Source organism: Phenylobacterium sp. RIFCSPHIGHO2_01_FULL_69_31 (assembly GCF_001824475.1).
Lineage (GTDB): Bacteria > Pseudomonadota > Alphaproteobacteria > Caulobacterales > Caulobacteraceae > Phenylobacterium.
In genome coordinates, this window is the sequence record NZ_MHXN01000035.1 from 1 (window position 1) to 24,027 (window position 24,027).

21 protein-coding genes and 3 pseudogenes are annotated in these 24,027 nt (G+C 67.2%); 9 read left to right on the top strand and 15 right to left on the bottom strand.

Translation table 11 applies throughout. The features are described 5' to 3' along the window. Positions 1-115 precede the first annotated feature (115 nt). From A2790_RS19225 to A2790_RS19240, 4 genes and pseudogenes are all read left to right on the top strand, one after another. Positions 116-787, top strand: a complete 672-nt coding sequence (locus A2790_RS19225; protein ID WP_293395102.1) for a DUF305 domain-containing protein — start codon at positions 116-118, stop codon at positions 785-787. A 105-nt stretch (positions 788-892) separates the two neighbouring features. Next, on the top strand, positions 893-1,255 hold the full coding sequence (copC, locus tag A2790_RS19230) for a copper homeostasis periplasmic binding protein CopC (RefSeq protein WP_257817735.1): 363 nt from the start codon (positions 893-895) through the stop codon (positions 1,253-1,255). Between the two features lie 2 nt (positions 1,256-1,257). Beyond that, on the top strand, positions 1,258-2,187 hold the full coding sequence (gene copD / locus A2790_RS19235; protein WP_293383815.1) for a copper homeostasis membrane protein CopD: 930 nt from the start codon (positions 1,258-1,260) through the stop codon (positions 2,185-2,187). 23 nt (positions 2,188-2,210) lie between these two features. Then, a pseudogene (locus tag A2790_RS19240) lies at positions 2,211-3,178 on the top strand (efflux RND transporter permease subunit); the annotation flags it as partial. An 82-nt stretch (positions 3,179-3,260) separates the two neighbouring features. Here the strand turns inward: A2790_RS19240 and hutC are convergent. The 8 genes and pseudogenes from hutC to A2790_RS19280 form a co-directional block, all read right to left on the bottom strand. Then, positions 3,261-3,995 (bottom strand): histidine utilization repressor, encoded by a 735-nt coding sequence (gene hutC, locus A2790_RS19245; RefSeq protein WP_293383872.1) that lies wholly within the window; start codon positions 3,993-3,995, stop codon positions 3,261-3,263. 56 nt (positions 3,996-4,051) lie between these two features. Beyond that, the gene (locus A2790_RS19250) at positions 4,052-4,843 is read right to left on the bottom strand and encodes a PepSY domain-containing protein (protein ID WP_293383812.1); all 792 of its coding nucleotides are present in this window, start codon (positions 4,841-4,843) and stop codon (positions 4,052-4,054) included. After that, entirely contained in the window at positions 4,840-5,547 is a 708-nt protein-coding gene (locus tag A2790_RS19255; RefSeq protein ID WP_257817732.1) for a PepSY domain-containing protein, read from the bottom strand. The genes A2790_RS19250 and A2790_RS19255 overlap by 4 nt, the downstream gene beginning before the upstream one ends. A 72-nt stretch (positions 5,548-5,619) precedes the next feature. Further along, positions 5,620-6,966, bottom strand: a complete 1,347-nt coding sequence (locus A2790_RS19260; protein ID WP_363081307.1) for a TonB-dependent receptor — start codon at positions 6,964-6,966, stop codon at positions 5,620-5,622. Continuing rightward, entirely contained in the window at positions 6,878-7,414 is a 537-nt protein-coding gene (locus A2790_RS19265; RefSeq protein ID WP_308238009.1) for a TonB-dependent receptor, read from the bottom strand. The genes A2790_RS19260 and A2790_RS19265 overlap by 89 nt, the downstream gene beginning before the upstream one ends. A 20-nt stretch (positions 7,415-7,434) precedes the next feature. Beyond that, positions 7,435-7,695: pseudogene (locus A2790_RS19270) on the bottom strand (MFS transporter); the annotation flags it as partial. 256 nt (positions 7,696-7,951) lie between these two features. Next, positions 7,952-8,905: a CDF family Co(II)/Ni(II) efflux transporter DmeF gene (gene dmeF / locus A2790_RS19275; RefSeq protein WP_293395109.1), complete on the bottom strand. Its 954-nt coding sequence runs from the start codon at positions 8,903-8,905 to the stop codon at positions 7,952-7,954. A gap of 11 nt (positions 8,906-8,916) precedes the next feature. Then, positions 8,917-9,192 carry a metal/formaldehyde-sensitive transcriptional repressor gene (locus A2790_RS19280; RefSeq protein WP_293395112.1) on the bottom strand — a complete coding sequence of 92 codons (276 nt, stop codon included), beginning with the start codon at positions 9,190-9,192 and terminating at the stop codon, positions 8,917-8,919. 241 nt (positions 9,193-9,433) lie between these two features. Here A2790_RS19280 and copC (A2790_RS19285) point away from each other — a divergent pair, with 241 nt between their 5' ends. Beyond that, positions 9,434-9,805, top strand: coding sequence for a copper homeostasis periplasmic binding protein CopC (copC, locus tag A2790_RS19285; RefSeq protein WP_066680701.1), 372 nt, complete (start codon positions 9,434-9,436; stop codon positions 9,803-9,805). Between the two features lies 1 nt (position 9,806). Then, the gene (gene copD / locus A2790_RS19290; RefSeq protein WP_257817727.1) at positions 9,807-10,736 is read left to right on the top strand and encodes a copper homeostasis membrane protein CopD; all 930 of its coding nucleotides are present in this window, start codon (positions 9,807-9,809) and stop codon (positions 10,734-10,736) included. A 112-nt stretch (positions 10,737-10,848) separates the two neighbouring features. On the opposite strand, the gene A2790_RS19295 is transcribed toward copD (A2790_RS19290), so the two are convergent. Further along, positions 10,849-12,132 carry a hypothetical protein gene (locus tag A2790_RS19295; protein WP_293395118.1) on the bottom strand — a complete coding sequence of 428 codons (1,284 nt, stop codon included), beginning with the start codon at positions 12,130-12,132 and terminating at the stop codon, positions 10,849-10,851. Positions 12,133-12,746: 614 nt separating this feature from the next. Between A2790_RS19295 and A2790_RS19300 the strand changes: the two genes are divergently transcribed. The 3 genes from A2790_RS19300 to A2790_RS19310 are packed head-to-tail and all read left to right on the top strand — an operon-like array spanning position 12,747 to position 18,609. Then, complete coding sequence (locus tag A2790_RS19300) at positions 12,747-13,985, top strand: TolC family protein (RefSeq protein ID WP_293395121.1); 1,239 nt, start codon at positions 12,747-12,749, stop codon at positions 13,983-13,985. After that, positions 13,982-15,457, top strand: coding sequence for an efflux RND transporter periplasmic adaptor subunit (locus A2790_RS19305; protein ID WP_257817723.1), 1,476 nt, complete (start codon positions 13,982-13,984; stop codon positions 15,455-15,457). Before A2790_RS19300 ends, A2790_RS19305 begins: the two co-directional genes overlap by 4 nt. Continuing rightward, a complete protein-coding gene (locus A2790_RS19310; protein ID WP_293395125.1) occupies positions 15,454-18,609 on the top strand; it encodes an efflux RND transporter permease subunit in 3,156 nt (1,051 codons plus the stop codon). Before A2790_RS19305 ends, A2790_RS19310 begins: the two co-directional genes overlap by 4 nt. 88 nt (positions 18,610-18,697) lie before the next feature. Here A2790_RS19310 and A2790_RS19315 read toward each other — a convergent pair. The 6 genes and pseudogenes from A2790_RS19315 to A2790_RS19340 all read right to left on the bottom strand — a co-directional run. Continuing rightward, a pseudogene (locus tag A2790_RS19315) lies at positions 18,698-19,271 on the bottom strand (transposase); the annotation flags it as partial. A 220-nt stretch (positions 19,272-19,491) separates the two neighbouring features. After that, a complete protein-coding gene (locus A2790_RS19320) occupies positions 19,492-19,941 on the bottom strand; it encodes a DUF411 domain-containing protein (protein ID WP_293395127.1) in 450 nt (149 codons plus the stop codon). 20 nt (positions 19,942-19,961) lie between these two features. Beyond that, complete coding sequence (locus tag A2790_RS19325) at positions 19,962-20,207, bottom strand: heavy-metal-associated domain-containing protein (protein ID WP_066680691.1); 246 nt, start codon at positions 20,205-20,207, stop codon at positions 19,962-19,964. 73 nt (positions 20,208-20,280) lie between these two features. Further along, entirely contained in the window at positions 20,281-20,778 is a 498-nt protein-coding gene (locus tag A2790_RS19330) for a DUF305 domain-containing protein (protein ID WP_363081300.1), read from the bottom strand. Positions 20,779-20,919: 141 nt separating this feature from the next. Continuing rightward, positions 20,920-22,065 (bottom strand): copper resistance protein B, encoded by a 1,146-nt coding sequence (locus tag A2790_RS19335; RefSeq protein WP_066680689.1) that lies wholly within the window; start codon positions 22,063-22,065, stop codon positions 20,920-20,922. After that, on the bottom strand, positions 22,062-23,912 hold the full coding sequence (locus A2790_RS19340; protein WP_293395132.1) for a copper resistance system multicopper oxidase: 1,851 nt from the start codon (positions 23,910-23,912) through the stop codon (positions 22,062-22,064). The genes A2790_RS19335 and A2790_RS19340 overlap by 4 nt, the downstream gene beginning before the upstream one ends. Positions 23,913-24,027 lie beyond the last annotated feature (115 nt).

A 24,027-nucleotide genomic window follows, 5' to 3' on the forward strand; every position in this document is an offset into this window, starting at 1 on the left:
CGCATAACTTTCCCATCACGGGAGAGTCTGCCGCCGTACTTGGTTCCTGCTCTTGTAAATCCGGAACGCTGGCTGCGCTGTAGGCGTTGCCGCGACGGGAACAAAGGGAACGCCCATGCTGACGAACAATGGACTTGCACCACCCTGGCTCATGACGGGCGCAGCGATCGCCATCCTGGGTCTCGCCGGGTGCAACAAGAACAACGAGAGCACCGAGGCGCCGGCCGCGACCCCGCCAGAGTCGGCGGCCTCACCCGCGAGCGCCAATGCGGCGATCCCGGCCAGCGGGCCCGCGGCGGTCTTCATGCCGATCGAGTCGGACATGAAGCAGAAGATGGCTGCAGCGGTCGGGTCCACCGTCGAAAGCACCTGGGCGATGAAGATGATGGCTCACCACCAGGGCGGTATCGACATGTCGCGGGCGCTGCTCAACCAGTCCCCCAACGGGGCGATGCACGACATGGCCCAGAAGACCATGGACATGCAGACCAAGGACCGCGCCGAGCTCGACAAATGGGTTCAGGCGCACGCCGGCGGGCAGGGCGGCCAAGCCAATCCGTTCGCCGAGATGGAAGCGACCATGAGCCAGAAGATGATGGCGGCGACCGGCGCCGACGCGGACCAGACCTGGGCGCGTAAGATGATCGAACACCACCAGGGCAGCATCGACATGTCGAAGCGGGTCCTGCAGGACGCGAAGGACCCTGAGATCCGGCGGATGGCGCAGAAGACCATCGACATGCAGACGAAAGAGATCGCCGAACTGCAGTCGAAGCTCGGCGGCTGATCCCACCTGCCGCCGGCAAGCCACCGCCGGCGGCAGGCCCGATCATGAGGGGTTCATGTGCCGGGTGCGTATATCCCTTTGAATACTTCAGTCGGGATATCCACCATGATCCGTCATCACCTCGGTGTCGCGGTCGCTGCGGCGACCCTTCTCGTGGCCTCGCAAGCCGCCGCCCATGCGAAACTCGTGTCGTCGAACCCGGCCGCCAACGCCACGGTCGCCGCGCCGAAGATCATCACCCTGACGTTCAGCGAGAAGCTGGTGCCGGCCTTCTCCAAGTTCGAGGTGGTCATGCCCGAGCACGGTGGAATGAAGGTCGCTGTGAAGACCACCGTCTCCAAGGACGGCAAGAGCCTCACGGGCGCGCCCACGGCGGCGCTGAGCGCCGGCGCCTACAAGGTTGTCTGGACGGCGGCGACGGCGGATGGCCACAAGATGTCCGGCGAAGTCGCCTTCAAGGTTGGCTGATCGTGCTTGAGCCTGCGGTCATCGTCCTCAGGCTGGCGCAATATCTGGGAGCGATGGTCCTGATGGGATCATCGCTCTTTTTCGTCTACGCACTGCCGGGGCGAGGAGATGGATCCGCGGCCGAGGCGCCATGGGCCAGCCGACTTCTCGCTTGCGCCGGAACGCTCCTGGCTGCGACGGCTCTGTTGTCGATCCTCGGGCAGGCCAGCATCCTCAGTGGCTCCTTTTCCGAAGGGTTGAAGCCCGAGACCCTGAGCGCCGTCGCCACCGGCATGGATCTCGGCAAGGCGGCCATAATCCGCGCCGCGGCTGCGGGGCTGGCGGTGCTGCTGATCCTCGTCCTCAAGCCCTCTCGCACCACCTGGATCGTGGCGGCCACGCTTGGCGCGATCGCAACAGCAAGCTTGGCCTGGATGGGTCACGGCGCGGCCACAGAGGGGGTCGGCGCGTCCCTTCATCTCGTCTCTGACATCCTCCACGCCTGGGCTGCGGCGGTGTGGATCGGCGCGCTCGTCGCCTTTCTGCTGTTGCTTCGTACGCCCACCCCAACTCCAGCAGCGACGGGGGCCCTCCACCGCGCTCTACACGGCTTCTCCGGGGTCGGCACAGCTGTCGTGGCCGTGCTCCTCGCCACCGGTGCGATCAACGGCTGGTTCCTGGTCGGGCTCGATCATCTCAACGGCCTCTGGACCACGGCCTACGGCCGGCTCCTGTCGCTCAAGCTGGTCCTGTTTGTGGTCATGTTCGGGCTTGCGGCGGCAAACCGCTTCCAGCTGACGCCAGCGCTCGGACGCGGCCTCGGCGCTCAAGACAGCGAGGGTGCGGCCCTCGCCCACTTGCGTCGAAGCGTCATCCTCGAAACCGCGCTGGGCTTCGGTGTGCTGGCGCTGGTCGCATGGTTCGGCACGCTCGCGCCGCCAGGGGCCATGTGAGGACGTGAACCGAGTTGCCCGGCGCCGAGCGGCTGACAGGCGGGCGCTATGTTGACACGAGATCCACCGCGCCGCGGCTGCCCGCTACGGCCTGAACATCGCCGATGTCCAGGAAATCGTCTCCGGCGCAATCGGCGGTGAGACCATCGGCGAAACGGTGGAGGGCGTGGCGCGCTATCCGATCAGCCTCCGCTACCCGCGTGAGCTGCGCGACAGCCTTGAGGGGCTGCGAGGGCTGCCGATCCTGACGCCCACGGGCCAACAGATCACGCTCGGCACGCTGGCGGCCATCACGATCGCAGACGGCCCACCGATGGTGAAGACGGAGAACGCCCGCCCCTCCACGTGGGTCTATGTGGACGTCCGGGGCCGCGACCTAAGTTCGGTGATCGGCGACCTTCGCCAGACGCTCAGCGAGGACGTACAGCTGCCATCGGGTGTCTCGATCGCCTACTCGGGGCAGTTTGAGTACCTCGAACGGGCGGCCGAGCGGCTGAAGCTCGTCGTGCCCGCGACGCTCGCGATCATCTTCCTTCTGCTCTACGTCACCTTCCGTCGTTTGGACGAGGCGGCGCTCATAATGCTCACCTTGCCCTTCGCCCTCACCGGCGAGTTCTGGGCGCTCTACCTCCTTGGCTATGACCAGTCGGTGGCGACTGGGGTGGGCTTCATCGCCCTCGCCGGGGTCGCCGCGGAGTTCGGGGTCGTGATGCTCATCTACCTGAAGCACGCCCTTGCCGAGCGCGGGCCCGAACCGGGCCCCGGTGACGTCGAGGACGCCATTCGGGAAGGGGCGCTGCTGCGCGTACGTCCGAAAGCCATGGCGATGGCGGTGATCCTGGCGGGGCTCACGCCTGTGCTGATCGGCCATGGCGCCGGCTCGGAGGTGATGAGCCGGATCGCGGCGCCGATGATCGGGGGCATGCTGACGGCTCCCCTGCTCTCCATGCTTGTCATCCCAGCGGGGTACCTCCTGTTGCGCCGCCGGCGCCACCGCGCGCCCCGCGAGATTCCTGAGCGGCGCCGCTGTACTGCATCGCGGCGTCGGCGCGGAGCATCGTGGCCGCGCGGGATCAGGTCTCGGTAGATCCTCTCTTCGGGGCGAAGCGCGCGACGAGGTCGTAGGCCTCCCCCGGGAAGATGAGCCGAACATGGGTGATGCGGTCCGCGCCTCGCCAGGTGCGGCGCTCCAGCAAGAGGCAGGCGGTCATCAGCTTGATGCCGAGCGCCGCCGCCACCGCCTTCGGCACGTTCGCCGCGCTGATCCGATGCTCGGCCTCCGTCCAGGGCACATGGCTCAGCAGCCAGCTGCCCGGCGCGGTGGCGGCGAAGTCGGCTTCGGCGGCCTGCGGCACTGTCTCGAGGTTGATCAGCCGCTCCTCCAGCGCGAAGGGCCGCCCGCCGGCCCGGTGAAGGCTTTTGAGGACGAGGACTTCGGCCGAACGCTCGAGGCCGAGCTCCTCCATCTCGCGAGCCGTGGCGGGTCGAACGCGTCGGGACAGGAGCTCATAGTCGTAAGCCTCGCCGCGCCCGCTCACCTCGGCCGGGATGTCCGGGATGTCGAGCACGGCGGAGTGAATCCTGGGCCGCGCCACGAACGTCCCGAACTTGCGACGTCGCTCAATGAGCCCGGCCTCGGCAAGCGGCGCGAGCGCCTTGTTCACCGTCATGCGTGAACAGCCGTACTCCACCATGAGTTCGTGCTCGTAAGGAATGCGGTGCCCCGGGGGCCATGCCCCCGACAAGATGCGCTCGGATATGTCCGAGCGGATCCGCTTGTGAAGCGTCAGGGCAGCGGCAGCACTCATGGACTCGCTTTCGGCCGCGCCTGCGTAACGCAGCCTTGCGCTTGCAATGCCACGTATCAAGCCCGGGGGCGGCTGTCCTTGGCGGCGGGCGGCAGCGGCGCCGTCCGCTTGGCCCGCCGGCGCTCCGCCAAGGCCTCAAGCGGGTCCAGGATCCAGGCCACGTCCGAGCGCCGGAAGCTGCGAAACAGCAGGATCAGGCCGCTGAGCGCCAGCCAGGTTGCCCCCGTCGCGAGCGTGACGATGAGCGGATGGTTGAAGCTCTGGCGGTCGTCGTAGTCCATGATGTGCAGCATCCAGGCCACGTCCCAGAGCCGCCAGGTGTCGTTCTTCGCGGCCAGCACCTCGCCGGTGCTGGCGGACACGAGCAGAGCGTGCCGCTCCTTGTCGGCGAACTCCACCCTCCAGACAGGCAGCGGAAGGTCGCGAGTCTCCAGCGTGGACTTGGCCACGTAGGTTACAGATTTGGGCGGCTCGTATCCGGTGAAGCCTGCCACGGCGAGCTCGCGCGCCTTGGCTGCGTCGATGACGACGGGCTGCCCCGTCGTTGCATTGATGACCCTGACGCCGCGGGGCGTGCTCACCTCGTACACCCAGCTGTCGTACAGCGGCTTCAGGCGCAGCTTGGTGATGGGTTCGCCGACCGCTCCGGCCACGCCGGTCAGCGGCAGCAGCGCAGCGGCAGCCGGCAGCTCAGCGGGCGGGGCGAGCGCATGTTCGCCTGAGACCTTGTGGTGATCGAGGAGCGCCATCACGGCGCCGCTCAGCGCCCACAGCAGGAACTGCAGGCCCAGGACCAGGCCGGACCACTTGTGCAGCCAGCGGATCAGGAACATGGGCGACCAGGTCATGCCGCGGCCTTTCGGACCCGCCGCTTGCGGCGGAAGCTGTAGAGGAGCAGCCACCCACCGGTGGCCGCCGTGGCGACGCCCATCCAGGTGAAGATGCGAATGAGGATGTTGTTCACGTCCTGACGGTCATCGTAGTCCATGATGTGGAACATCCAGACGAAGTCGAAGGTGCGCCACAGGTCGTGGCGGCGGGAGACGAGCTCGCCGGTCTGGGGCGAGATGTAGAATGTCGGCCGCCAGGCGCCTTCAAACTCGACGCGCCAGATCGGCACGGGTCGGGTCTGAATCTCCAGCGGAGCCTTGGTGAGTAGCTCGGCGCTCACGATGTCGCCGTCCTCGGCGAACAGCGCCTTGGCCCGGGCCCGCGCCGCCCCCTCGCCCAAGGGGGACAGCTTCTCGCCGCTGCGGGCGTCGAACAGCGCCTTCCCCTCATCCGCGTCGACGACATAGACGGGCTGCCCCAGCTGGTTCTCAAGCCGCGCCGCCTTCAGTCCGGGCGCGAGGTGGGCGAGATGCGTCGGTTCCACGAGGCCGGCGAGCGCGATCGGCTGTGGGGCCTGGGCGCGCACGAGCCGGTCGCCGTGGATGATGTCGATGTGGACGGCCGTCATGTAGAGGCCGCTGAGGGTCCAGAACACCGCCTGGATGGCGAGGATCAGGGCGAACCACTTGTGCGTGGTGCGGGCGAGAGCGGGTAGCCGCATCGGGGGTCTCTAGAAAAGGGCAGGCGCCGGAGAGCATTGGGGCCTCTCTCCGGCGCCCGGAACCTACGTCCGTCAGAACGTGTATTGCAGGCGAACGTAGCCCCTACGACCCAGCAGGTCGTAAGTCATGGTGTCCGTGTTCGCGTCGGTCCAGCTCTGGATGAACGGCGCGTCGCGGTCGAACAGGTTGTCGACGCCGACGGCGATGTTGGCCTTCTCCGACACGCGGTAGGCGAACTGGACGTTGTGGTAGAAGTCGTTCGGCGTCTCGTCGCCGATGTCGCCGGGCGAGGCGTTGAAGTCCTTCGCCTTACCGATCCACTGCACCGACCAGGTGGCGTTCCAGTTGACGTCCGACACCGTCAGGCTCGCGTTCGAACGCCAGTGCGGATAGCCGCCGTTGCCGCCGCCGATATAGCCGTCGAAGATGATCGGGTCGGCGCCCACGAAGGGGATCACCTCGTACTTGGCGAGGTAGGTCGTGTTCCAGTCGAGGTCGGCGCGAAGATGCGCCACGTCGAAGGCGTAGCGCACGCCGAAGTCGACCCCCTTCATCGTCTCCTTGCCGGCGTTGGTCGGCTGCGAGGAGAGGAAGTTCACCTCACCGGTCCGCGTGCTGCGGGTGAAGTGTTCGGGTCCGCAGAACGGGTGCGAAAGGTTCGGGCTGGCGTAGCATACGGCGAGCTTCGTAGAGCCCGGGATGTTCCGGATCGCGTCCTTGATCTGGATGTCGAAGTAATCGACCGTCACCGACAGGCCCGGCACGAACTCCGGCTGGAAGACCGCTCCGAGGGTCAGGTTCTCCGACTCTTCCGGCTGCAGGTTCTGGTTGCCGCCCACCGTCGTCAGCACCGTGTTGCCGAGCTGGACGTAGCCGGCCGGCACGCCGGAGGCCTGGCAGTTGGCGATCAGCGTCGCATCGCCGCTCGTGGAGTAGCGGCTGCACGGATCGGTGGTCGTCAGGTTGCCTTCGGCGACGCCGCCGAACAGCTCGGGGACGCTGGGGATACGGAAGCCGGTGCCGTACGTGGCCCGCAGGCGCAGGCCGGAGATGACCGTCCAGTCCAGGCCCAGCTTGTAGGTGATGTTGTTGCCGAACAGGTTGTAGTCCGAGTACCGGACCGCGCCGTTCAGTTCGACGCGCTCGGCGAAGGGCATGTCCGCCAGCAGCGGCGCCGAGAGCTCGAGATAGGCTTCCTTGGTGTTGACCGAGCCCGAGATCGGATCCTGCTGGTTGGTGTTCGCCACCCCCAGCACCGTCAGCGCGTCGGGGTCGCGCCAGTGGCCACGGTCAGCAAAGATCTTCTCATCGGTTCGAACCTTTTCGAGCTTAGAAGCGGGCCGTGAGGCCGATGTAGTAGCGACGGCCGACCAGGTCGTAGCTGGAAGGGTCGGTGTTCGCCGCGATCGACGGCGAATAGACCCGGGGTTGCTTGTCCGTGAGGTTGTTCACCCCGCCGCGGACCGTCACCGTCTCGTTCAGCTTCCACGAGCCGTTCAGGTCGAAGTAGTTGACCGCGTCGAGGACCTGTTCCCGGTTGTTGAAGTTCTCGACGGAGCCCTGGTAGCGCCAGCGCACGCCCAGGCTGAAGGGGTCGTAGTTCCAGCTCAGGGTCGACAAAAACTTCCACTCCGGCAGGGTCAGGCCGAAGGTGTTGGAGATCGTCCCCTTGCGGTCGGTGAACGCGCCGCCGGGCAGGTCCTGCCGCTTCCACTCCTGCAGCTTGGTGCCGATGACGTTGAGCGCCACCGTGCCCCAGTGCGGCCCGCCGACATCGGCCAGGGCCACGACCCAGTCGACCTGGAAGTCGGTGCCGCTGGTCTTCAGCGTGCCGAGGTTCGCGTTGGTCTCAAGGGTGCTCGTGATCTGACCCGAGTTCGGGTCGCGGCGGCCCGGACGAGGTCCATCGAGACCAGAAAGCCGCGCCGCGGCAGACGGTCGACGAAGGCGTTCACAACCGGGCCTACCCCGATATAGGCGATCATCTTGATCGCCAGGGCCCCGCCGAGCACGGCGCCGGCGTTCGCGCCCGCAAGATCGTAGGACAGGAGACCCAGCGCGACGGTCGCTAGGCCCGTGCCGATCAGGGCGATGACCTGGGCCAAAAAGAGATGCCGATAGGTGCGGTCTCCTAGAACGCTCAACATGACGTTCGCTTCCTCAGCGCGAACTTAAGCGTCGGACGCTCACAGGTATTTCGCGAGTCCGGATAGGCGCCCGAGTTGGTCGTGCGATGCGACTGAGCCGCGAAACGATGTCTTCGAGGTGATGTTCGATTTGGCCCTGCACGAGGGATGCCTTGGCCTTGCCGAGGGCGCTGATCAGGTCCGATAGGATCGATTGGGCGCGCAGCTCGGACGCACCTGTGAAGCCCCACCCTCAAACATTGTCGTGCTGTCGGATTCATCGGGGTTCGACCGTAACGTGCGCCAGCTCATGCACTCTGCGCAGACGTTGGCGCACGTCGGCGGCTGAAGCGTCGCCCGTGAAGCTGACAATCGCCGCGTGGGCGCCAGGCCCGATCCGCCAAACATGCAGGTCCGTGATCTTGGCGTCCCCGAGCCCTTCAACCTCCTGACGCACTTCGCCCTCCAGGTGAGCATCAGCCGTATCGAGCAGCACGGCGGCTGTGTCGCGCATCAGGTTCCAGGCCCAGACGGAGATCACGACCGCGCCGACGATGCCCATCACAGGGTCGAGCCAAACCCAGCCCAGATATCGCCCGGCGACCAACGCCCCGATCGCCAGCACCGAGGTCAGCGCGTCGGCAAGGACGTGCACGAAGGCGGAGCGGAGATTGTTATCGTGATGCGCGTGCGCTCGATCGGAGGCGTGGCCGTGGTGATCACCGCCATCGGGATGCTCGTGAACATGAGCGTGGCCATGATGGTGATCGTGCCCCCCCGACAGGAGAAGGGCGCTCACGACGTTTACGGCGAGCCCCACTACGGCCACGAGCGTGGCCTCGCCGAAGCTCACGGGCTGCGGGTTGAGAAGGCGGACGACGGATTCGACACCAATCGCGAGCGCGATCAGGGCGAGCACAAGCGCAGAGGCGAAGCCGGCCAAATCGCCGACCTTGCCCGTACCGAAGCTGAAGCGCCGGCTGCGCGCGTGACGGCGAGCGTAGGCGTAAGCCGCCGCCGCGACGGCCAGAGCGCCCGCGTGGGTCGCCATGTGGAATCCGTCGGCGAGCAGGGCCATCGAGTTGAAGACACTGCCGGCGATGATCTCGCCAACCATCATCACGGCGGTTAGGGCCACGACCCACAGCGTGCGTCGGGCATTTTCATCGTGCCGTTCGCCGAGGAAGACGTGGTCGTGGGACAAGGCCTCGTCTGAAGCTGACAGATTCAAGGCGGCTCTTCCTATTTTGCGTATCGGCGCACGACTGCGATCAGCTCTTCGGCGCCGGAAGCTCGGTCCGCATCCGTTAGGTCGGGCCGGGCCACGTGCTCGCGGACATGGTCCTCAATCAGCTCGTCCATCAGCCCGTTAACAGCCCCGCGCACGCCGGCAGCCTGATGCAGGATCGTCGAACAGCCCGCTTCGTCAGCGATGGCCCTCTCGATCGCGGCGACCTGGCCGGCAATACGCCGGACCCGGGCCAAGAGCTGCTCTTTGTTGTTCGTCGTTTGCGCCATAGGCTACCCCCCTACCCTATATGACGCGGAGCCGCCAGCCCTCGACTACGTGCGCACGCTCTCTGCGCGCTTCACGGACCAACCGCTGGCGAGGACTGGGCGAGGCGCCTTTCGACCGGAGGAGGCGCCTTGCTTCTCAAGTCGGGAACTCATTCACGCCCGGTGCAGGCGCGGCGGCTAGTTTGAGGGGTTGCCGCGCTGAGATGCGTAGACGTTCACAGACACCCTGTCGGAGACCCCAATGAAGACCCGCCTTTTCGGACTTGCCGCCCTTGCGGGAGCAACGGCCCTCATCGCTTCCAGCCCGGCTTGGGCGCATGCGCACCTCGTGAGCTCCAATCCGGCGGCCAACGCCGCCGTCGCGGCCGCGCCGAAGGTCATCACCCTGACCTTCAACGAAAAGCTCGTACCGGCCTTCTCCAAATTCGAGCTCACCATGCCGGAGCATGGCGGCATGAAAGTACCGGTGAAGACGACCGTCTCCAAGGACGGCAAGTCCATCACCGGTACGCCACAGAGCGCGCTGACCAATGGAGCCTACAAGATCGTGTGGTCCGCGGCCTCGGCCGACGGCCACAAAATGACAGGCGAAGTGGCCTTCAAGGTCGGCTGACGTGCTTGAGCCTGCGGTCATCATCCTCAGGCTGCTGCAGTATGCGGGGGCGATGGTCCTCATGGGATCATCGCTCTTCTTCATCTATGCCCTCCCCGCCACGGGTCCCGGCTCGGCCGCGGAGGCGCCGTGGACCCGCAAGCTGCTGACGGGCGCAGGCGTGCTGCTCGCGCTCGCGACGCTGCTCTGGATCGCGGCCCAGGCCAGCGTGCTGGCCGGATCGATAGCGGAGGGACTCAAACCCGAGGCGCTCGGCGCCGTGGTGACGAGCATGGACCTCGGCAAGGCGGGTGTCCTGAGGGCCGGAGTCGCCCTCCTGGCCACGATCCTCGCCGTGATGCTGAGGCCAGCGCGAGCCAGCTGGATCGTCGCGGCCGCGCTGGGAATGGTCGCGACCGCAACCTTCGCCTGGATGGGTCATGGCGCGGCGACGGAGGGGCCAGGCGGTGTCATCCACCTTGTCTCCGACATCCTTCACAGCTGGGCAGGGGCCGTCTGGATCGGCGCGCTCGTAGCCTTCGCGCTGATCCTGCGCACCCGCAGCCCCGTGCCGGCAGAGGTCGTCGCCCTGCACCGGGCGCTGCACGGCTTTTCGAGCGTGGGTGCGCTGCTGGTGGCGGTCCTGGTGGCGACCGGACTCGCCAACAGCTGGTTCTTGGTCGGGGTGGACCGGATCGACGGCCTCTGGACCACCCCTTATGGGCGGCTTCTGAGCCTGAAGTTGGTCCTCTTCACGGCCATGCTCGGCTTGGCGGCGGCCAATCGGTTCGGGCTGACGCCGGGTCTTGGCAGGGCGCTCGCAGCTCCGGATGCGTACGCCGCAGCCCTGACGGCGCTACGAAGGAGCGTGGCGATCGAGACAGCCGTGGGGCTGATTATTCTGGCGCTGGTCGCTTGGTTCGGGACGTTGGCGCCGCCATCAGCCCTCTAGGCGTGATGGCAAAGACCCGGGTTTTGCCACCCTGGAGCAATAACGGCGTGTTGCAGGCTCCCTTGCTCCCTAGGGCGTCTCCATGCCCGCAACCGGTGGCCATGGAGCGCTTTCACACGGCATAGACCGGAGCGAACCCGCCACCGGGCGTCCGGAAGTTGGTCGTCTGCCCTTGGTAGATCCGCGCCGCTGAGAGGAGCGGTTCGCCACGGTAGGTGTAGAGGCGCATGTCCAACTTCAGCGACTGCTCTTGTCCATCCACCCGAATTCGCCGCTCACTGGGGGGCGCAATCTCCTGGGCGATGTAGCCGCCGCTCGCCACCAGTTCCCATACGCCGCGGGTGATCTTGTCGCCGCGGTACACCGCCTTGCCGCCATGTCCCGTGACTGGCTTAAAGAAGTAGCGCTTGCGCGCCATCCAGAGCGCGTCGGCGTTCCCAGCTTCAACCAGCACCGTCTTTGGCGTGGCCCTGAGCAACGCCTGTCGCTGGTGGTTGGCAATCCGAAGATCGTCCAGCGCCTCCCCATCGCAGAGCAGCGTGAGGTTCCGCTTATCTGCGAGCAGGGCATGATTGCGGGGGTTGGGCGTCACGACCACCGCGCCATTGCGATTTGCGTCGCGGAGCGCACGATGGCCCTCCGTCTCGAGCGCAAAGTCAATCAGCCTGTTGTAGACCAGCGAGATCTCGCGACCATCATACAGCAGCTTTCCCCCGCTGTATTCGAGCTCGGCAGGATCGGCCACCACGGCATCTAGCCCCCTCCGCTCGAACAGGGCCTTGGCCAGCAGGAACTCAGGATAGAGGTATTGTTCGCCCGGTTGGTTGTCGACGATGGCGATCGAGATCGGCCGCCCCGCGCCCCGCTGCAGCGTCCACTCTTCGAGGAACATATCCCAAACCGCACCTTCAAAGACGCCGGCCCCTTCACCAACGGTGGAGAGCGCTTCCTGCGCCTCCGCGCAGCAGGCGCTCTGCGCGCGTGCGAGGAGCGCGTTCAGGAAAGCTCCGCCGGCGGTGGTGTTTATCTCGATCAGTCGCGGCCCCGCGGCGCCGGGATGGAAGTCATAGCCCATGAAGACACCCCGCAGCCCAAAATCGGCGTGGGCGATCTGCGGCGCCCAGGCCAGCACCGCCCGCTGGTAGGGCGGCGTCGCAGCCGCGGCCTCGATGGCCCCGACCACCTCCAGCATGGCTGTGAGGTCCCGATTCGCGAGGAACACCGGCGTATCGGAGAACAGATGCGGTCGGCGCGCCAGCAGGACGTCGGTCAGGTCCGCATCGCCGGCCTCGGCGCGGATGGCCGCGCGCAAAGCATCCCGCTCCAGGGTAATACAGAAGCACTGCCGATTGAGAACCTCGTCCGCGCGCCCCTCGGCGGGTTTCCGATCGTCCATGCGTCGCCTCCTGCGCCCCTCATCCCAGACGCACACTTGCGCCACACCCCTCGAAGCAGTGTTGATTTCCATCAAGGCGGCGGAGGCAAGCCGCCTGTAGCTTGCACGATGTCGACTCTTGAGAGTCCGCCCCAGTGGGCGCATCCTGCGTCCTAGGAGGAACCCGCTGCTCCGCAGGCTGCATCATCTGCTTGCCCTCATCGCGTCGATCATGCTCGTGATCGCCGGGTCCCCTGCCGTGGCCGCAGGCGCCGGCTGCGACCCGTGTCCTCCGAACTGTGAGATGATGTTGCAAGACGCCGCAGCGTCAGGGGCGAGCGGCGACAGCCACCCGTCTCCTGCGCACTCGGAGGACGGCTCCCAGACTCCGTGCAAACAGGTGGTAATGTGCCAGGCCGCCGCGGCGGCGCCGGCCCCCGAGTTGGGCGCGGTTGTCTTCGCGCGCCTTTCACATGACGCGGCGCGACGCCCCTGGCGCAATGCCGTCGCCACGCCCTCGCGGCCGCCCGACCAGGTGCTGCGCCCTCCCATCCGCCTCTGACCTTCGACAGATTCCCGGCCCGCTATACGCGCCGGCTCTGGCGCCATGGCGCTGTCATCGAGGAGTTCGGAGCATGTCTCCCAATCGCTGGCTGCCGGCCCTGCTGGTCGGCGCCGCAATCGCCACCCCCGCGTCAGCGGACCCGCAGACGTTCGACCAAACCCTGGCGCTGGCGAGCGCAAACGCGCCCAGCCTGCAAGCGGCAGCGCTGAAGGTCGAAGCCGCCCGGGCCGCGTTGCCCGCCGCCGGCGCCCTCCCCGACCCCCAGCTGAAGGTCGGGCTCGAGAATGTGCCGATCTCTGGACCCATGGCCGGGCGCTTCGGGGCTGACGAAATGACCATGGCCACCTTCGGCCTTATGCAGGAGGTGCCGAACGGGGCGCGCCGGCGCGCCGAGGCCGGCATCGCTCGGGCGGACATCGGGTCGGCCCAGGCGGAGGTCGCGGTGGAAGCCCTCGATGTGCGGCTGGGCGCGGCGCTCGCGTGGATCGACCTTCACTACGCCGGTCGACGCCTGGCCGCGCTCGACAGCGTCCTGCAGACCCTGGAGCCGCTCTGGGACGCCGCGCCGGCCGGTGTGACTGCCGGCGCCACGCGCCCGGCCGGCGCCCTGACGCCGGTGGCACAGCGCGCGGCGCTCGATGACCGGCGTAGCGAACTTGTCGCTGCGCTCGGCCGGGCTCGTGCGGAGCTGGTGCGCTGGACCGGCGACCCCTCGCCAAACGTGACGGGCCCGCCGCCCGAGCCCGCACTCGACGCCGAGCGGCTTCGCGCCGGGCTGGACCGTCGACCCGCGCTGCTTGCCTATGCCTCCGCCGCCCGCCGGGCCGCTGCACAGGTTGACCTCGCCCGCGCGGCAAGGCGGCCGGACTGGGCCTTCGAGGTCGGCTATGGCCGCCGCGACCCGATGTTCGGCGACATGGTCTCGGCCGGTGTCACGGTTCGCCTGCCGCTGTTCGCCTCCCGTCGTCAGGACCCGCTGATCGCCGCCCGCGCCGCCGACGCCCGTCGGGTCGAGGCCGAGCGGGAGACCGCCCGCCGCGCCCTGGCGGCCTCGCTGGAAGCCGATCTGGCCGACCAGGTCATGCGTCGGGAACAGTGGCTGCGAACCCGCAACGTCGTACTCCCCGCGGCGAAGCAGCAAGCGGACCTGGAGACCGCCAGCTACGCCGCCGGCCGGGCGGGTCTCTCCGAGGTGCTCGACGCCTTCACCCGCCTCGCCGAGGCCCAACTCACCACCATCGACCGCGAGGCCGCACTGGCGCGCGAGGCTGTCCGCATCGACATCACCTACGGGAGCGACGCCCAATGAACCCGCAGCAATCCGGCCGCGTCCGCCTCGCCGCCGGCGCGGTCGCCCTGCTCCTGATCGGCGCGGCTGGCGGCATCGGCCTGGCCAGGCTCTCCGCCGGGGCTGACGACCACGCTCCGGCCGCAGGTGTCGAGGATCGCGAAATCCTCTACTGGTACGACCCAATGGTTCCGGGCCAGCGCTTCGACAAGCCCGGCAAGTCGCCCTACATGGACATGCCGCTGGTCCCCCGTTACGCGGACGAGGGCTCCGGCGGTGCGGGCGTGCGCATCGATCCGGCGCAGCTCCAGAGCCTCGGGGTGCGTTACGCCGTCGTCGAGCGGGGGGCGCTGGGAAGCGAGCTCACCGCGTCCGGGGTGATTGACTTCAATCAACGCGATGTGTCGGTCGTACAGGCCCGGGCGGACGGCTTCGTCCAGCGGGTCTATGCCCGCGCGCCGGGCGACGTGATCGCCGCCGGCGCCCCACTGGCCGACATCCTGGTTCCCGAATGGGGCGGCGCGCAGGCCGAGTACCTGGCGGTGCGGCGCACCGGTGACGCCGAGCTCATCGCCGCGGCCCGCCAGCGTCTGGTGTTGCTGGGCATGCCGCCAGGCGTGATCGCCGGCGTCGAGCGCACCGGCCGGCCGCAGACGACGGTGACGGTCACGACGCCTGGTGGCGGCGTCCTCCGCATCCTGAGCGTCCGAGGCGGCATGACCGTCGCCCGCGGCCAGACCTTGGCCGAGGTCAGCGGGCTGGGAACCGTCTGGCTCAACGCCGCGGTTCCAGAGGCCCTGGCGGCGCAAATCCGTCCCGGCCAGTCGGTCACGGCAACGCTCACGGCCTACCCGGGCGAGTCGTTCTCCGGCCGGGTCTCGGCGCTGCTGCCGGAAATGACCGGAGAGAGCCGCACGCTCACGGCCCGCGTCGAACTTGTCAACAGCGGGGGCCGCCTGCGCCCAGGCATGTTCGGCGAGATCCGATTCAGCGGCCCGCCTACTCCGGCGCTGATGATCCCGGCTGAAGCGGTCATTCGCACCGGTCGCCGGACCCTGGTCATGCTGGCGGAGGGCGATGGCCGATTCCGGCCGGCGGAGATCCAGGTCGGCCGGTCCGACGGCGAGCGCCTGGAGGTGCTCGGCGGCCTGAAGGCGGGCGAGCGCATCGTGGCGTCCGGGCAGTTCCTGATCGATTCGGAAGCCAGCCTCTCGGGAACGCCCGCGCGCAGCCTCGGCGAGGGGGCGAAGAGCGCACCGAGGGCGGCGCTGCACGAGGCGACCGGCCGCGTCGAGAAGATCGATCAGGCGGGCCTGACCCTGTCGCATGGGGCTGTCCCAGCGCTCGGGTGGCCGCCCATGACGATGACCTTCAAACTGGCCGACCCGGCCCTGGCCCGCGGGCTTCGAGCCGGCGACAGGGTGCGGTTCGCCTTCGACCAGCCGCCGGCCGGGCCCACCGTCCGGCAAATCGAAAAGGCGACCGCGCAATGATCGCCAGGCTCATTCGCTGGTCCGTCGCCAACCGCGTCTTCGTGCTGCTGGGCGCCCTGTTCCTGCTGTCCGCGGGAGTGTTGGCGGTCCGCGCCACACCGGTCGACGCCCTGCCGGACCTGTCCGACGTGCAGGTGGTGATCCGCACGCCCTATCCCGGCCAGGCGCCTCAGATCGTCGAGGACCAGGTCACCTACCCGCTGGCGACCACCATGCTGTCGGTTCCGGGCGCCAGGACCGTGCGCGCCTACTCCTTCTTCGGAGACAGCTTCGTCTATGTGCTGTTCGAGGACGGGACGGACCTCTACTGGGCCCGTTCGCGAGTGCTCGAGTACCTCAGTCAGGTGCAGGGGCAGCTGCCAGCGCAGGCGCGTCCTGCCCTGGGGCCCGACGCCACCGGGGTCGGCTGGGTGTTCGAGTACGCGCTCGTCGACAGGTCGGGAAAGCACGACCTCTCGCAGCTGCGCAGCCTCCAGGACTGGTTCCTCCGCTATGAGCTGAAGAGCCTGCCCGGGGTGGCGGAGGTCGCCAGCATCGGGGGCATGGTCAAGCAGTACCAGGTGGTGCTCGATCCGGTGCGGCTCGCCGCCTACGGCCTCACCTATCAGCAGGCCGCCGAGGCCATCCAGCGCGCCAACCAGGAGACCGGCGGTTCGGTGCTGGAGCTCGCCGAAGCCGAGTACATGGTCCGGGCCAGCGGCTACCTGGCCGATCTGGACGACTTCCGCGCCATCCCTCTGCGCACCGCGGGTGGCGGAGTCCCTGTGCGCCTCGGGGACGTCGCGACCGTACAGCTCGGTCCCGAGATGCGGCGCGGAGTCGCCGAACTGAACGGCGAAGGGGAGGTGGCCGGGGCCGTGGTCATCGTCCGCTCCGGCGAAAATGCCCGGGCGGTGATCGAGCACGTAAAGGCGCGGCTTGCGGAGTTGAAGACCAGCCTGCCGGCCGGGGTGGAGGTGGTCGTCACCTACGACCGCTCTCAGCTGATCGAACGGTCGATCGCCAATCTCACCGAGAAGCTGCTTGAGGAGTTCGTGGTCGTGGCGCTGGTCTGCGTGCTGTTCCTCTGGCACGCGCGCAGCGCCCTGGTGGCGATCCTCACCCTGCCGCTCGGCGTGCTTGCGGCGTTCATCCTGATGCGCCTGCAGGGCGTCGATGCGAACATCATGTCCCTGGGCGGCATCGCCATCGCCATCGGGGCCATGGTCGACGCCGCCGTCGTGATGATCGAGAACGCCCACAAGCACCTGGAGCGTTGGGCCCACGAGCACGACGGCGACCAACCCAAGGGCGCCGAACATTGGGCCGTGGTCACCGAAGCGGCGGCCGAGGTCGGCCCGGCGCTGTTCTTCAGCCTGTTGATCATCACTCTCTCGTTCGTGCCGGTGTTCACCCTGCAGGCGCAGGAGGGCCGGCTGTTCGCGCCGCTCGCCTTTACCAAGACCTACGCCATGGCCGCCGCGGCCATCCTGTCGGTGACCCTGGTCCCCGTGATGATGGGCTATCTGATCCGTGGCCGCATACCGGCCGAGGCGCGAAACCCGATCAACCGCTGGCTGACGGCCGCCTACCGGCCGGGTCTCGACTGGGTCATGCGACGGCCGAAGACGACGCTGGTCATCGCCGCCGTCATCTTCGCCACGACGGCTTGGCCGCTCAGCCGCCTCGGGGGGGAGTTCCTGCCAATGATGGACGAGGGCGACCTGCTCTACATGCCCTCGGCGCTTCCGGGCCTGTCGCCAGCCAAGGCCGCCGAGCTGCTGCAGCAGACCGACCGCATGATCAAGTCGGTGCCCGAGGTGGAGAGCGTGTTCGGCAAGGCCGGAAGGGCCGAGACCGCCACCGACCCCGCGCCGCTGGAGATGTTCGAGACCACCATCCAGTTCAAGCCTCGCGACCAGTGGCGGCCGGGCATGACCCCAGAGAGGCTGGTCGAGGAACTTGACGCCGCCGTGCAGGTTCCCGGGCTCGCCAACGTCTGGGTGCCGCCGATCCGCAATCGCATCGACATGCTGGCCACGGGGGTGAAGAGCCCGATCGGCGTGAAGGTGTCGGGGGCTGATCTGGCCGAGCTCGACCGCGTCGCCCAGCAGGTGGAGACAGTCGCAAAAACGGTGCCGGGCGTCAGCTCCGCGCTGGCCGAGCGCCTCACCGGCGGGCGCTATGTAGACATCGACATCGACCGCGGCCAAGCCGCGAGATACGCCCTGAACATCGCCGATGTGCAGGCTATCGTCGCGGGCGCAATTGGCGGCGAGGTCATCGGCCAAGTGATCGAGGGCCGCGCGCGCTACCCCATCAACCTGCGCTATCCGCGCGAGCTGCGCGACAGTCTCGAAGGCTTGCGGGCGTTACCGATCGTCACGCCGGGAGGCCAGCAGGTCACTCTGGGAACGGTCGCCCGCGTCGAGATCGCTGATGGCCCGCCCATGCTGAAGACGGAGAACGGCCGGCTGTCGACCTGGGTCTATGTGGACGTCCGAGGCCGGGACCTCGCCTCTGTGGTGGGTGACCTGGATGGCGCCGTGCGTCAGCAGGTGACGCTCCCGGCGGGGGTCAGTATCGCCTACGCTGGCCAGTTCGAATACCTGCAGCGCGCCACCGAACGGCTGAAGCTGGTGGTTCCCGTCACCCTGCTGACCATCTTCGTGTTGCTTTACCTGATCTTCCGGCGGTTCGATGAGGCGGCGCTGATCATGGCCACCCTGCCGTTTGCGCTCACCGGCGGCATCTGGCTGCTCTATCTGATGGGGTTCAATCAGTCGGTGGCTACGGGCGTGGGCTTTATCGCCCTGGCCGGCGTCTCCGCGGAGTTCGGCGTGGTGATGCTGATCTATCTCAAGCACGCCTTGGAGGCCGGTGGTCCCGACCCCTCGCCGGCGACCGTCGAAGCGGCTGTCCGGGAGGGCGCCCTGCTGCGGGTTCGGCCCAAGGCCATGACCGTGGCGGTGATCCTCGCCGGCCTGTTCCCGATCCTCATCGGCCACGGAGCGGGATCGGAGATCATGAGCCGCATCGCCGCGCCGATGATCGGCGGAATGCTCACCGCCCCGCTGCTGTCGATGCTGGTGATCCCGGCTGGCTTCCTGCTGCTCCGCCGACGCCCGCATAGGGCTACTTCAATTCGTCCGGACCTGAGGAGAAGATCATGAAACCCATCTGGACCGCGCTGGCCGCCCTGCAGCCGGCCTCGCCGCCTGCGCTGATAACCGATCGGCCGATACGCCGGCGGCCGGAGCCCAGGATTGGCGCCCGCGTGCCGATGGCGCGGCGGCGCGAGCGGCGCTTGCGCACGGTCAGGCCTTCCTCACGATAGAGCCGGTAGATTCGGTTCTTGCCCGACGGCTCGCCCGCCCGCCGCAGCAGCACGAACAGTCGTCGGTAGCCGAACCGTCGTCGCTCAGCGACCAGGCTGCGTAGGCGCTCGCGCAGTTCAGTCTCCGGAGGCCGGCGGGATCGGTAGCGCACCATCTTGCGGTCCGCTTGGACGATGGAGCAGGCCCGCCGCTCGCTGATCTCGAACACTGTCCGCACCCTGCACAGCGGCGGGCCCTACCATTTTTTTCCGAGCGACTCGTTCAGCGCGGCCTTGTCGAGCATGGCATCCGCAGCAACTTCAGCCGCCGGTTCTCGTCTTCCAGCGCCTTCAGCCGCTGGGCGTCCGACACGCTCATCCCGCCGAACTTGGCCTTCCAAACGTAGATTGTGCCCTCCGACACCCGTGCTTGCGGGCCAGCTTCGCCGCCTTCGCCCCAGCTTCGTTCTCCCGCAGGATCCCGATGATCTGCTCTTCCGTAAATCTCGCTCGCTTCATGTCCGTCCTCTCAAGGGCCGGACTCTAGTTCCGCGTGGAGGAAATTTTCAGGGGCAGGCCAGCAGGAGCCGATCTTACTTTGCGGCATGTCGTGCGCCGCCAATTCGAGTTCCGCCCGCGGTTGCAGGATTGGCTGCTACGTGAACCTCAGATCATAGCGTCCTTCGATCAGCGCAAGCAGACACCGTCCTCGGAGAAGCTCAGGCGGCGCGCGCCCGGCTCAACCGTGGCGCGCGAACACCCGCGTCTTGCCGCCCGGCAGCAGAAGCAGCGTCTGGTAAGGCTCCTTCCGTCCGTCAGGCATCTCCATGCCGGGCGAGCCCAGCGGCATGCCAGGTACGGTGATGCCCAGCGCCTTCGGCCGCTCTCTCAGCAGGCGGCCGACGTCAGCGGCGGGTACGTGGCCCACGACCACGTACCCGCCGATCGTGGCGAGGTGGCAGGATGAGAGCTCGAATGGAACGCTATGACGCTTTCCGATTGGCGTGATGTCTTCGACGTTGACCACCTTCGGCCGATAGCCCGCCCGGGTCATGATGGTGATCCAACCCTTGCAGCATCCACACGAAGCGGTCTTGTAGACAGCCAAGGGCGGCGGCGCGGCCGCCCAGGCGTGCGGCGCCGCCAGAACGGCTGCTGCGGCGGCAAGCAGGTTGCGGCGAAGGATCATCGAATATCAGCCTCCAAGGGTCAGCGCCGACCGCCGCAACAGGACGCCTTCGCGGATGGGGCGGCCTTCCCAGCCTCCTGCGGGGTGTAGCCCGCCTCCCGAATAGCGCCGCGCACGGCCGAGTCGGCTGCGGTCGTCGCGACTTCCAGCGACTTGCTCGGCAGATCGATGGCGACCTGGGCCGCCGGATCGACGCCCTTCACCGCCGCAGTGATGGCTTGCACGCAATGTGCGCAGCTCATGTCGTCGACTTGGTAGCGAAGCATGGAAACCTCCTGGTCAGAACCTCGGCCGATCTGGTGGGGCTTCCAACGATGGTAGGGTCAAGGCCCGATCGATCTAAAGACGCTCGAGGATCGCCCTCATCTGCTTTATTTCCCGCCTCTGCGACTCGATGATGCCGTCGGGGCCGTAGCAGAGGGCGCGCAGCTCGGGATCCTTCAGCGAGGCTTCCTTGCACATCAGCAAGGCACCGGAATGGTGCGGGATCATCGACTGCACGAACTGGCGATCGCCGACCAAGCCCTGCGCCCGGATGCCGATCAATGAGAGCACGAAGACTGCGGCGAAAGTGACGTACAAAGCCAGGTTCAGCTTGGCATTCATGTACATGGACTTCATCGTCAGCAACATGATGATGGCCATGGGAGCCCACATCACGAGCGCCATGTAGAAGAAGTTGATGTTCTGGACGAATTCGCCCCAGCTGAATATCATCGTGAACATGGCGAAATACATAACCGCCAGGCTCAGAGCCAGATTGATGGCGAGCATCACATAGTGATGCCGACCCTCCTTCGCGCTCATGCCGGACTCGCCGTGTTGTGCGTCTTTCACGTCAGCCTCCTGAGAGATGCTGTTCCCAATAGCGCAAGCCTTGCTTGCAAACTTCCCCATCTTCCGAACGCGTCAGGCCACACCTGCCCGATTAGCCGGGCGTGAGACGTCTTGTTCCCGTCGGCTTCAACTCAGACCAACCTAAAACCACGCACGAAGTCCGACCACAAACGTCGTGCTCTCGATGTCCTCGCCGGCAGACCGGAGGAAATCCGCAGTCCTCCCGAAGGCACGCTCATACGCCACACCGATGTAAGGCGCGAATTCGCGGCGAATCTCATAGCGGAGGCGGAGCCCGAGCTCTGCGTGCGTGATTCCGGATCCAGTGTTGAGTCTTGGGAGCTTCTGCGCCGAAAGCCTCAACTCTGCCTGCGGCTGAAGGACCACGCGCTGGGTCAGTCGCAGGTCGTAGGTTCCCTCGACCCGCCCGGTCAGGTCGCCGCGATCGGACAAGAACGCTGCGGCTTCGACTTCGAACCAATAGGGGAAGAGGCTTTCAACCCCGACTGTCGCGTAGGTTCGCGAATTTCCGGACCCGAAGTCACGACGTACTCCGACTTGCACGTCGGTATAACGAGCCACTGCGCGGGAATAGAGTGCCTGAACTTCGGCAAGCTCGACCCCCTCGCCTCCAGAGCCCTCGCCTTCGGACTTGAAGACAAACCTGTTGATGTCGCCGCCGTACCAGCCTTCAACATCCCATCGATAGCCGCCGCCCGGTGGCTGGGATTGGTACTCTGCGAGGTTGAGCATCAGCTTCGCGATCCGTACGCCCCCGTGCTCGCGCGCGAGGATTCCCCGGGCGCGCTGCATCGGCCCCGTCCCGAAGACCTGATCGGCCACGTTGTCGGTGATCACGGCCGGCGCCGGCGCATTGCCGACAGGCAAGCCGGTCGCGGTCTGGCCGCCCTCCATCGGCGCCATCGTGTGTCCCGCATCAGGGTCCGCTGGGCCCGGCATGGTGTGTCCGGCATGCGGATCGGCGGGAGCCGCAGGTTGTGCGGGCATGGCGTGCCCGGCATGGGGGTCCACGGGCGCTGCCGAGGCTTCGGAGCCTTGAGTCGGCAGCGATGGGCGTGAGGTCTCCGGCGGCTCCGGCGCCGCGTGGCCCGCATGGGGGTCGGCCGACGGCTTCGTTGCGGCGGGCATGGCGTGGCCTGCGTGCGGATCCGCCGGCGCGGCGGGCTGCGGCGGCATCGCGTGACCGGCGTGGGGATCGGCGGCCTGGGCGGCGGCGGCTGTGGCCGAGCTGGCCAGCGCCAGGGCTAGGAGGGAGGTCCGGATCATGCCGCCGCTCCTTCGACCGGACGCACCTTGAAGACTTGGAACATGCCGGCGTGCATGTGGTAGAGCATGTGGCAGTGGAAGGCCCAGTCACCGCCCTCGGCGGTGAAATCGAACGACACCTTCCCACCCGGCATTACGTTCACCGTATGCTTGCGCGGCAGATGGCCGACTGGCCCGTGCACCAGCTCGAAGAAGTGCCCGTGCAAGTGGATGGGGTGCGTCATCATCGAGTCGTTGATGAGGGTGACGCGCACCCGCTCACCGGCCCGGAAGGAATAGGCCGGCGGGTTCTCGCTGAACTTCCAGCCGTCGAAGCCCCAGATAAACCGCTCCATGTTGCCGGTGAGATGGATGTCCATCGCGCGATCCGGCGGCCTGGGGTCGGGGTTGGGATCCAGCGCGATGAGGTCCTTGTAGACCAGCACCCGATGACCGACGCTTTCCAGCCCAAGGCCGGGATCGCCGGTGCGATCCATCGGCATGGGCGCGATCATCTGCACGCCCGGCCCCTTCTTGATTTGAGGGGCCTTCGACCAGTCCAGCATGTTCATCTTCATGCCGCCCATGTCGCCCATCACGTCCGAACCGCGCTGGCGCGGCGGAGCCATGCCGGGCGGCGGCCCGGCGGCCGCCATGCCCGCGGGATCCATCCCCGGCATGCTGGAGTGATCCATTCCAGCCATCTGCGAATGGTCCATGCCGGCCATGGCGCCGTGCGCGGACATGTCCATGCCCATGTCCTTCATGGTCAGGATGGGCCGCTCACGCAGCGGCGGCACGGCCGCGCTCATCCCAGCGCGGGGCGCCAGGGTCGCCCGCCCCAAGCCGGAACGGTCGATCGCCTCCGAAACGATCGTGTAGGCGCGATCCTCGGTCGGGTGGACGATCACGTCGTAGGTCTCGGCGTTGCCGATCTGGAACTCGTCCACCTCGACGGGCCGGACGTTCTGGCCGTCGGCTGCGACGACTGTGAGCTTCAGGCCCGGAATGCGGACGTTGAAGACCATCTGCGCCGCACTGTTAATAAAGCGCAGGCGCACCCGCTCGCCGGGCTTGAAGAGCCCGGTCCAGTTGTCCTTGGGGCCGTGGCCGTTGACGAGGAAGGTCATCACCGCGCCGGTGACGTCCGAGATGTCGGTCGGGTCCATGAGCATCTTGGCCCATTCGATCCGCTCGGCGAGGGTCTGGTCCTTGCCCGCAAGCAGGCCGGCGATCGTCTGGCGCTGATAATTGAAGACCCCGCCCTGCTGCTTCAGCCGCTTGAAAATCAGGTGCGGGTGCATCTCGCTATGGTCGGCTAGCACCAAGACGTGCTCGCGGTCGTAAGCGACGGGATCGGGCTTCGCCGGCTCGATGACGATTGGGGCATAGTGGCCCTCCGCCTCCTGCAGACCCGAGTGGCTATGGTACCAGTAGGTGCCTGACTGAATGATCGGGAACTCGTAGACGAAGGTCTCGCCGGGGCGGATGCCGGGAAAGCTGACCCCCGGAACGCCGTCCATCTCGAAAGGCACCAGCAGCCCATGCCAGTGGATCGAGGTGTCCTCATCGAGGGTGTTCGTCACCGCGATCCGGACCCGCTGACCTTCTTTCAGACGAATGAGCGGACCGGGCACGGTCCCATTGATCGTCACGGCATGGCGACGCTTGCCGTCGATCGTGATCGGTGTGTGGCCGATCGTCAGTTTGATGTCCTCGCCGGAAAGCGTCGGCAGGGTCGACACCTGGCCGGGCGTCGCGCTCTGCGCCCAGGCGGGCAGCAGCGAGCTGATCGCCGCTCCGCCCCCGAGGATGGCCGCGCCTTTGATCAGGGCGCGGCGGTCAAGGTCAGGTCGTGGCCTGGACATTCGAAATCCTACGATCGGAACAATAGACGAGGTGATAGGGCTTCCCACCGCGGGAAGGTCAAGCGCCCCGCCCACACAAACTCTACGCAGCTCGGGGCGCTTGCCCCTGAACTTC

Excerpts from the sequence above, each read along its gene's own strand:
- copC (WP_066680701.1), top strand. The coding sequence starts at position 9,434 with ATGAAGACCCGCCTTTTCGGACTTGCCGCCCTTGCGGGAGCAACGGCC.
- A2790_RS19310 (WP_293395125.1), top strand. The coding sequence starts at position 15,454 with ATGATCGCCAGGCTCATTCGCTGGTCCGTCGCCAACCGCGTCTTCGTG.
- A2790_RS19325 (WP_066680691.1), bottom strand. The coding sequence starts at position 20,207 with ATGCTTCGCTACCAAGTCGACGACATGAGCTGCGCACATTGCGTGCAA.
- A2790_RS19300 (WP_293395121.1), top strand. The coding sequence starts at position 12,747 with ATGTCTCCCAATCGCTGGCTGCCGGCCCTGCTGGTCGGCGCCGCAATC.
- hutC (WP_293383872.1), bottom strand. The coding sequence starts at position 3,995 with ATGAGTGCTGCCGCTGCCCTGACGCTTCACAAGCGGATCCGCTCGGAC.
- A2790_RS19305 (WP_257817723.1), top strand. The coding sequence starts at position 13,982 with ATGAACCCGCAGCAATCCGGCCGCGTCCGCCTCGCCGCCGGCGCGGTC.
- copC (WP_257817735.1), top strand. The coding sequence starts at position 893 with ATGATCCGTCATCACCTCGGTGTCGCGGTCGCTGCGGCGACCCTTCTC.
- A2790_RS19250 (WP_293383812.1), bottom strand. The coding sequence starts at position 4,843 with ATGACCTGGTCGCCCATGTTCCTGATCCGCTGGCTGCACAAGTGGTCC.
- A2790_RS19320 (WP_293395127.1), bottom strand. The coding sequence starts at position 19,941 with ATGATCCTTCGCCGCAACCTGCTTGCCGCCGCAGCAGCCGTTCTGGCG.
- A2790_RS19255 (WP_257817732.1), bottom strand. The coding sequence starts at position 5,547 with ATGCGGCTACCCGCTCTCGCCCGCACCACGCACAAGTGGTTCGCCCTG.
- A2790_RS19295 (WP_293395118.1), bottom strand. The coding sequence starts at position 12,132 with ATGGACGATCGGAAACCCGCCGAGGGGCGCGCGGACGAGGTTCTCAAT.
- A2790_RS19335 (WP_066680689.1), bottom strand. The coding sequence starts at position 22,065 with ATGATCCGGACCTCCCTCCTAGCCCTGGCGCTGGCCAGCTCGGCCACA.
- A2790_RS19225 (WP_293395102.1), top strand. The coding sequence starts at position 116 with ATGCTGACGAACAATGGACTTGCACCACCCTGGCTCATGACGGGCGCA.
- A2790_RS19340 (WP_293395132.1), bottom strand. The coding sequence starts at position 23,912 with ATGTCCAGGCCACGACCTGACCTTGACCGCCGCGCCCTGATCAAAGGC.
- A2790_RS19280 (WP_293395112.1), bottom strand. The coding sequence starts at position 9,192 with ATGGCGCAAACGACGAACAACAAAGAGCAGCTCTTGGCCCGGGTCCGG.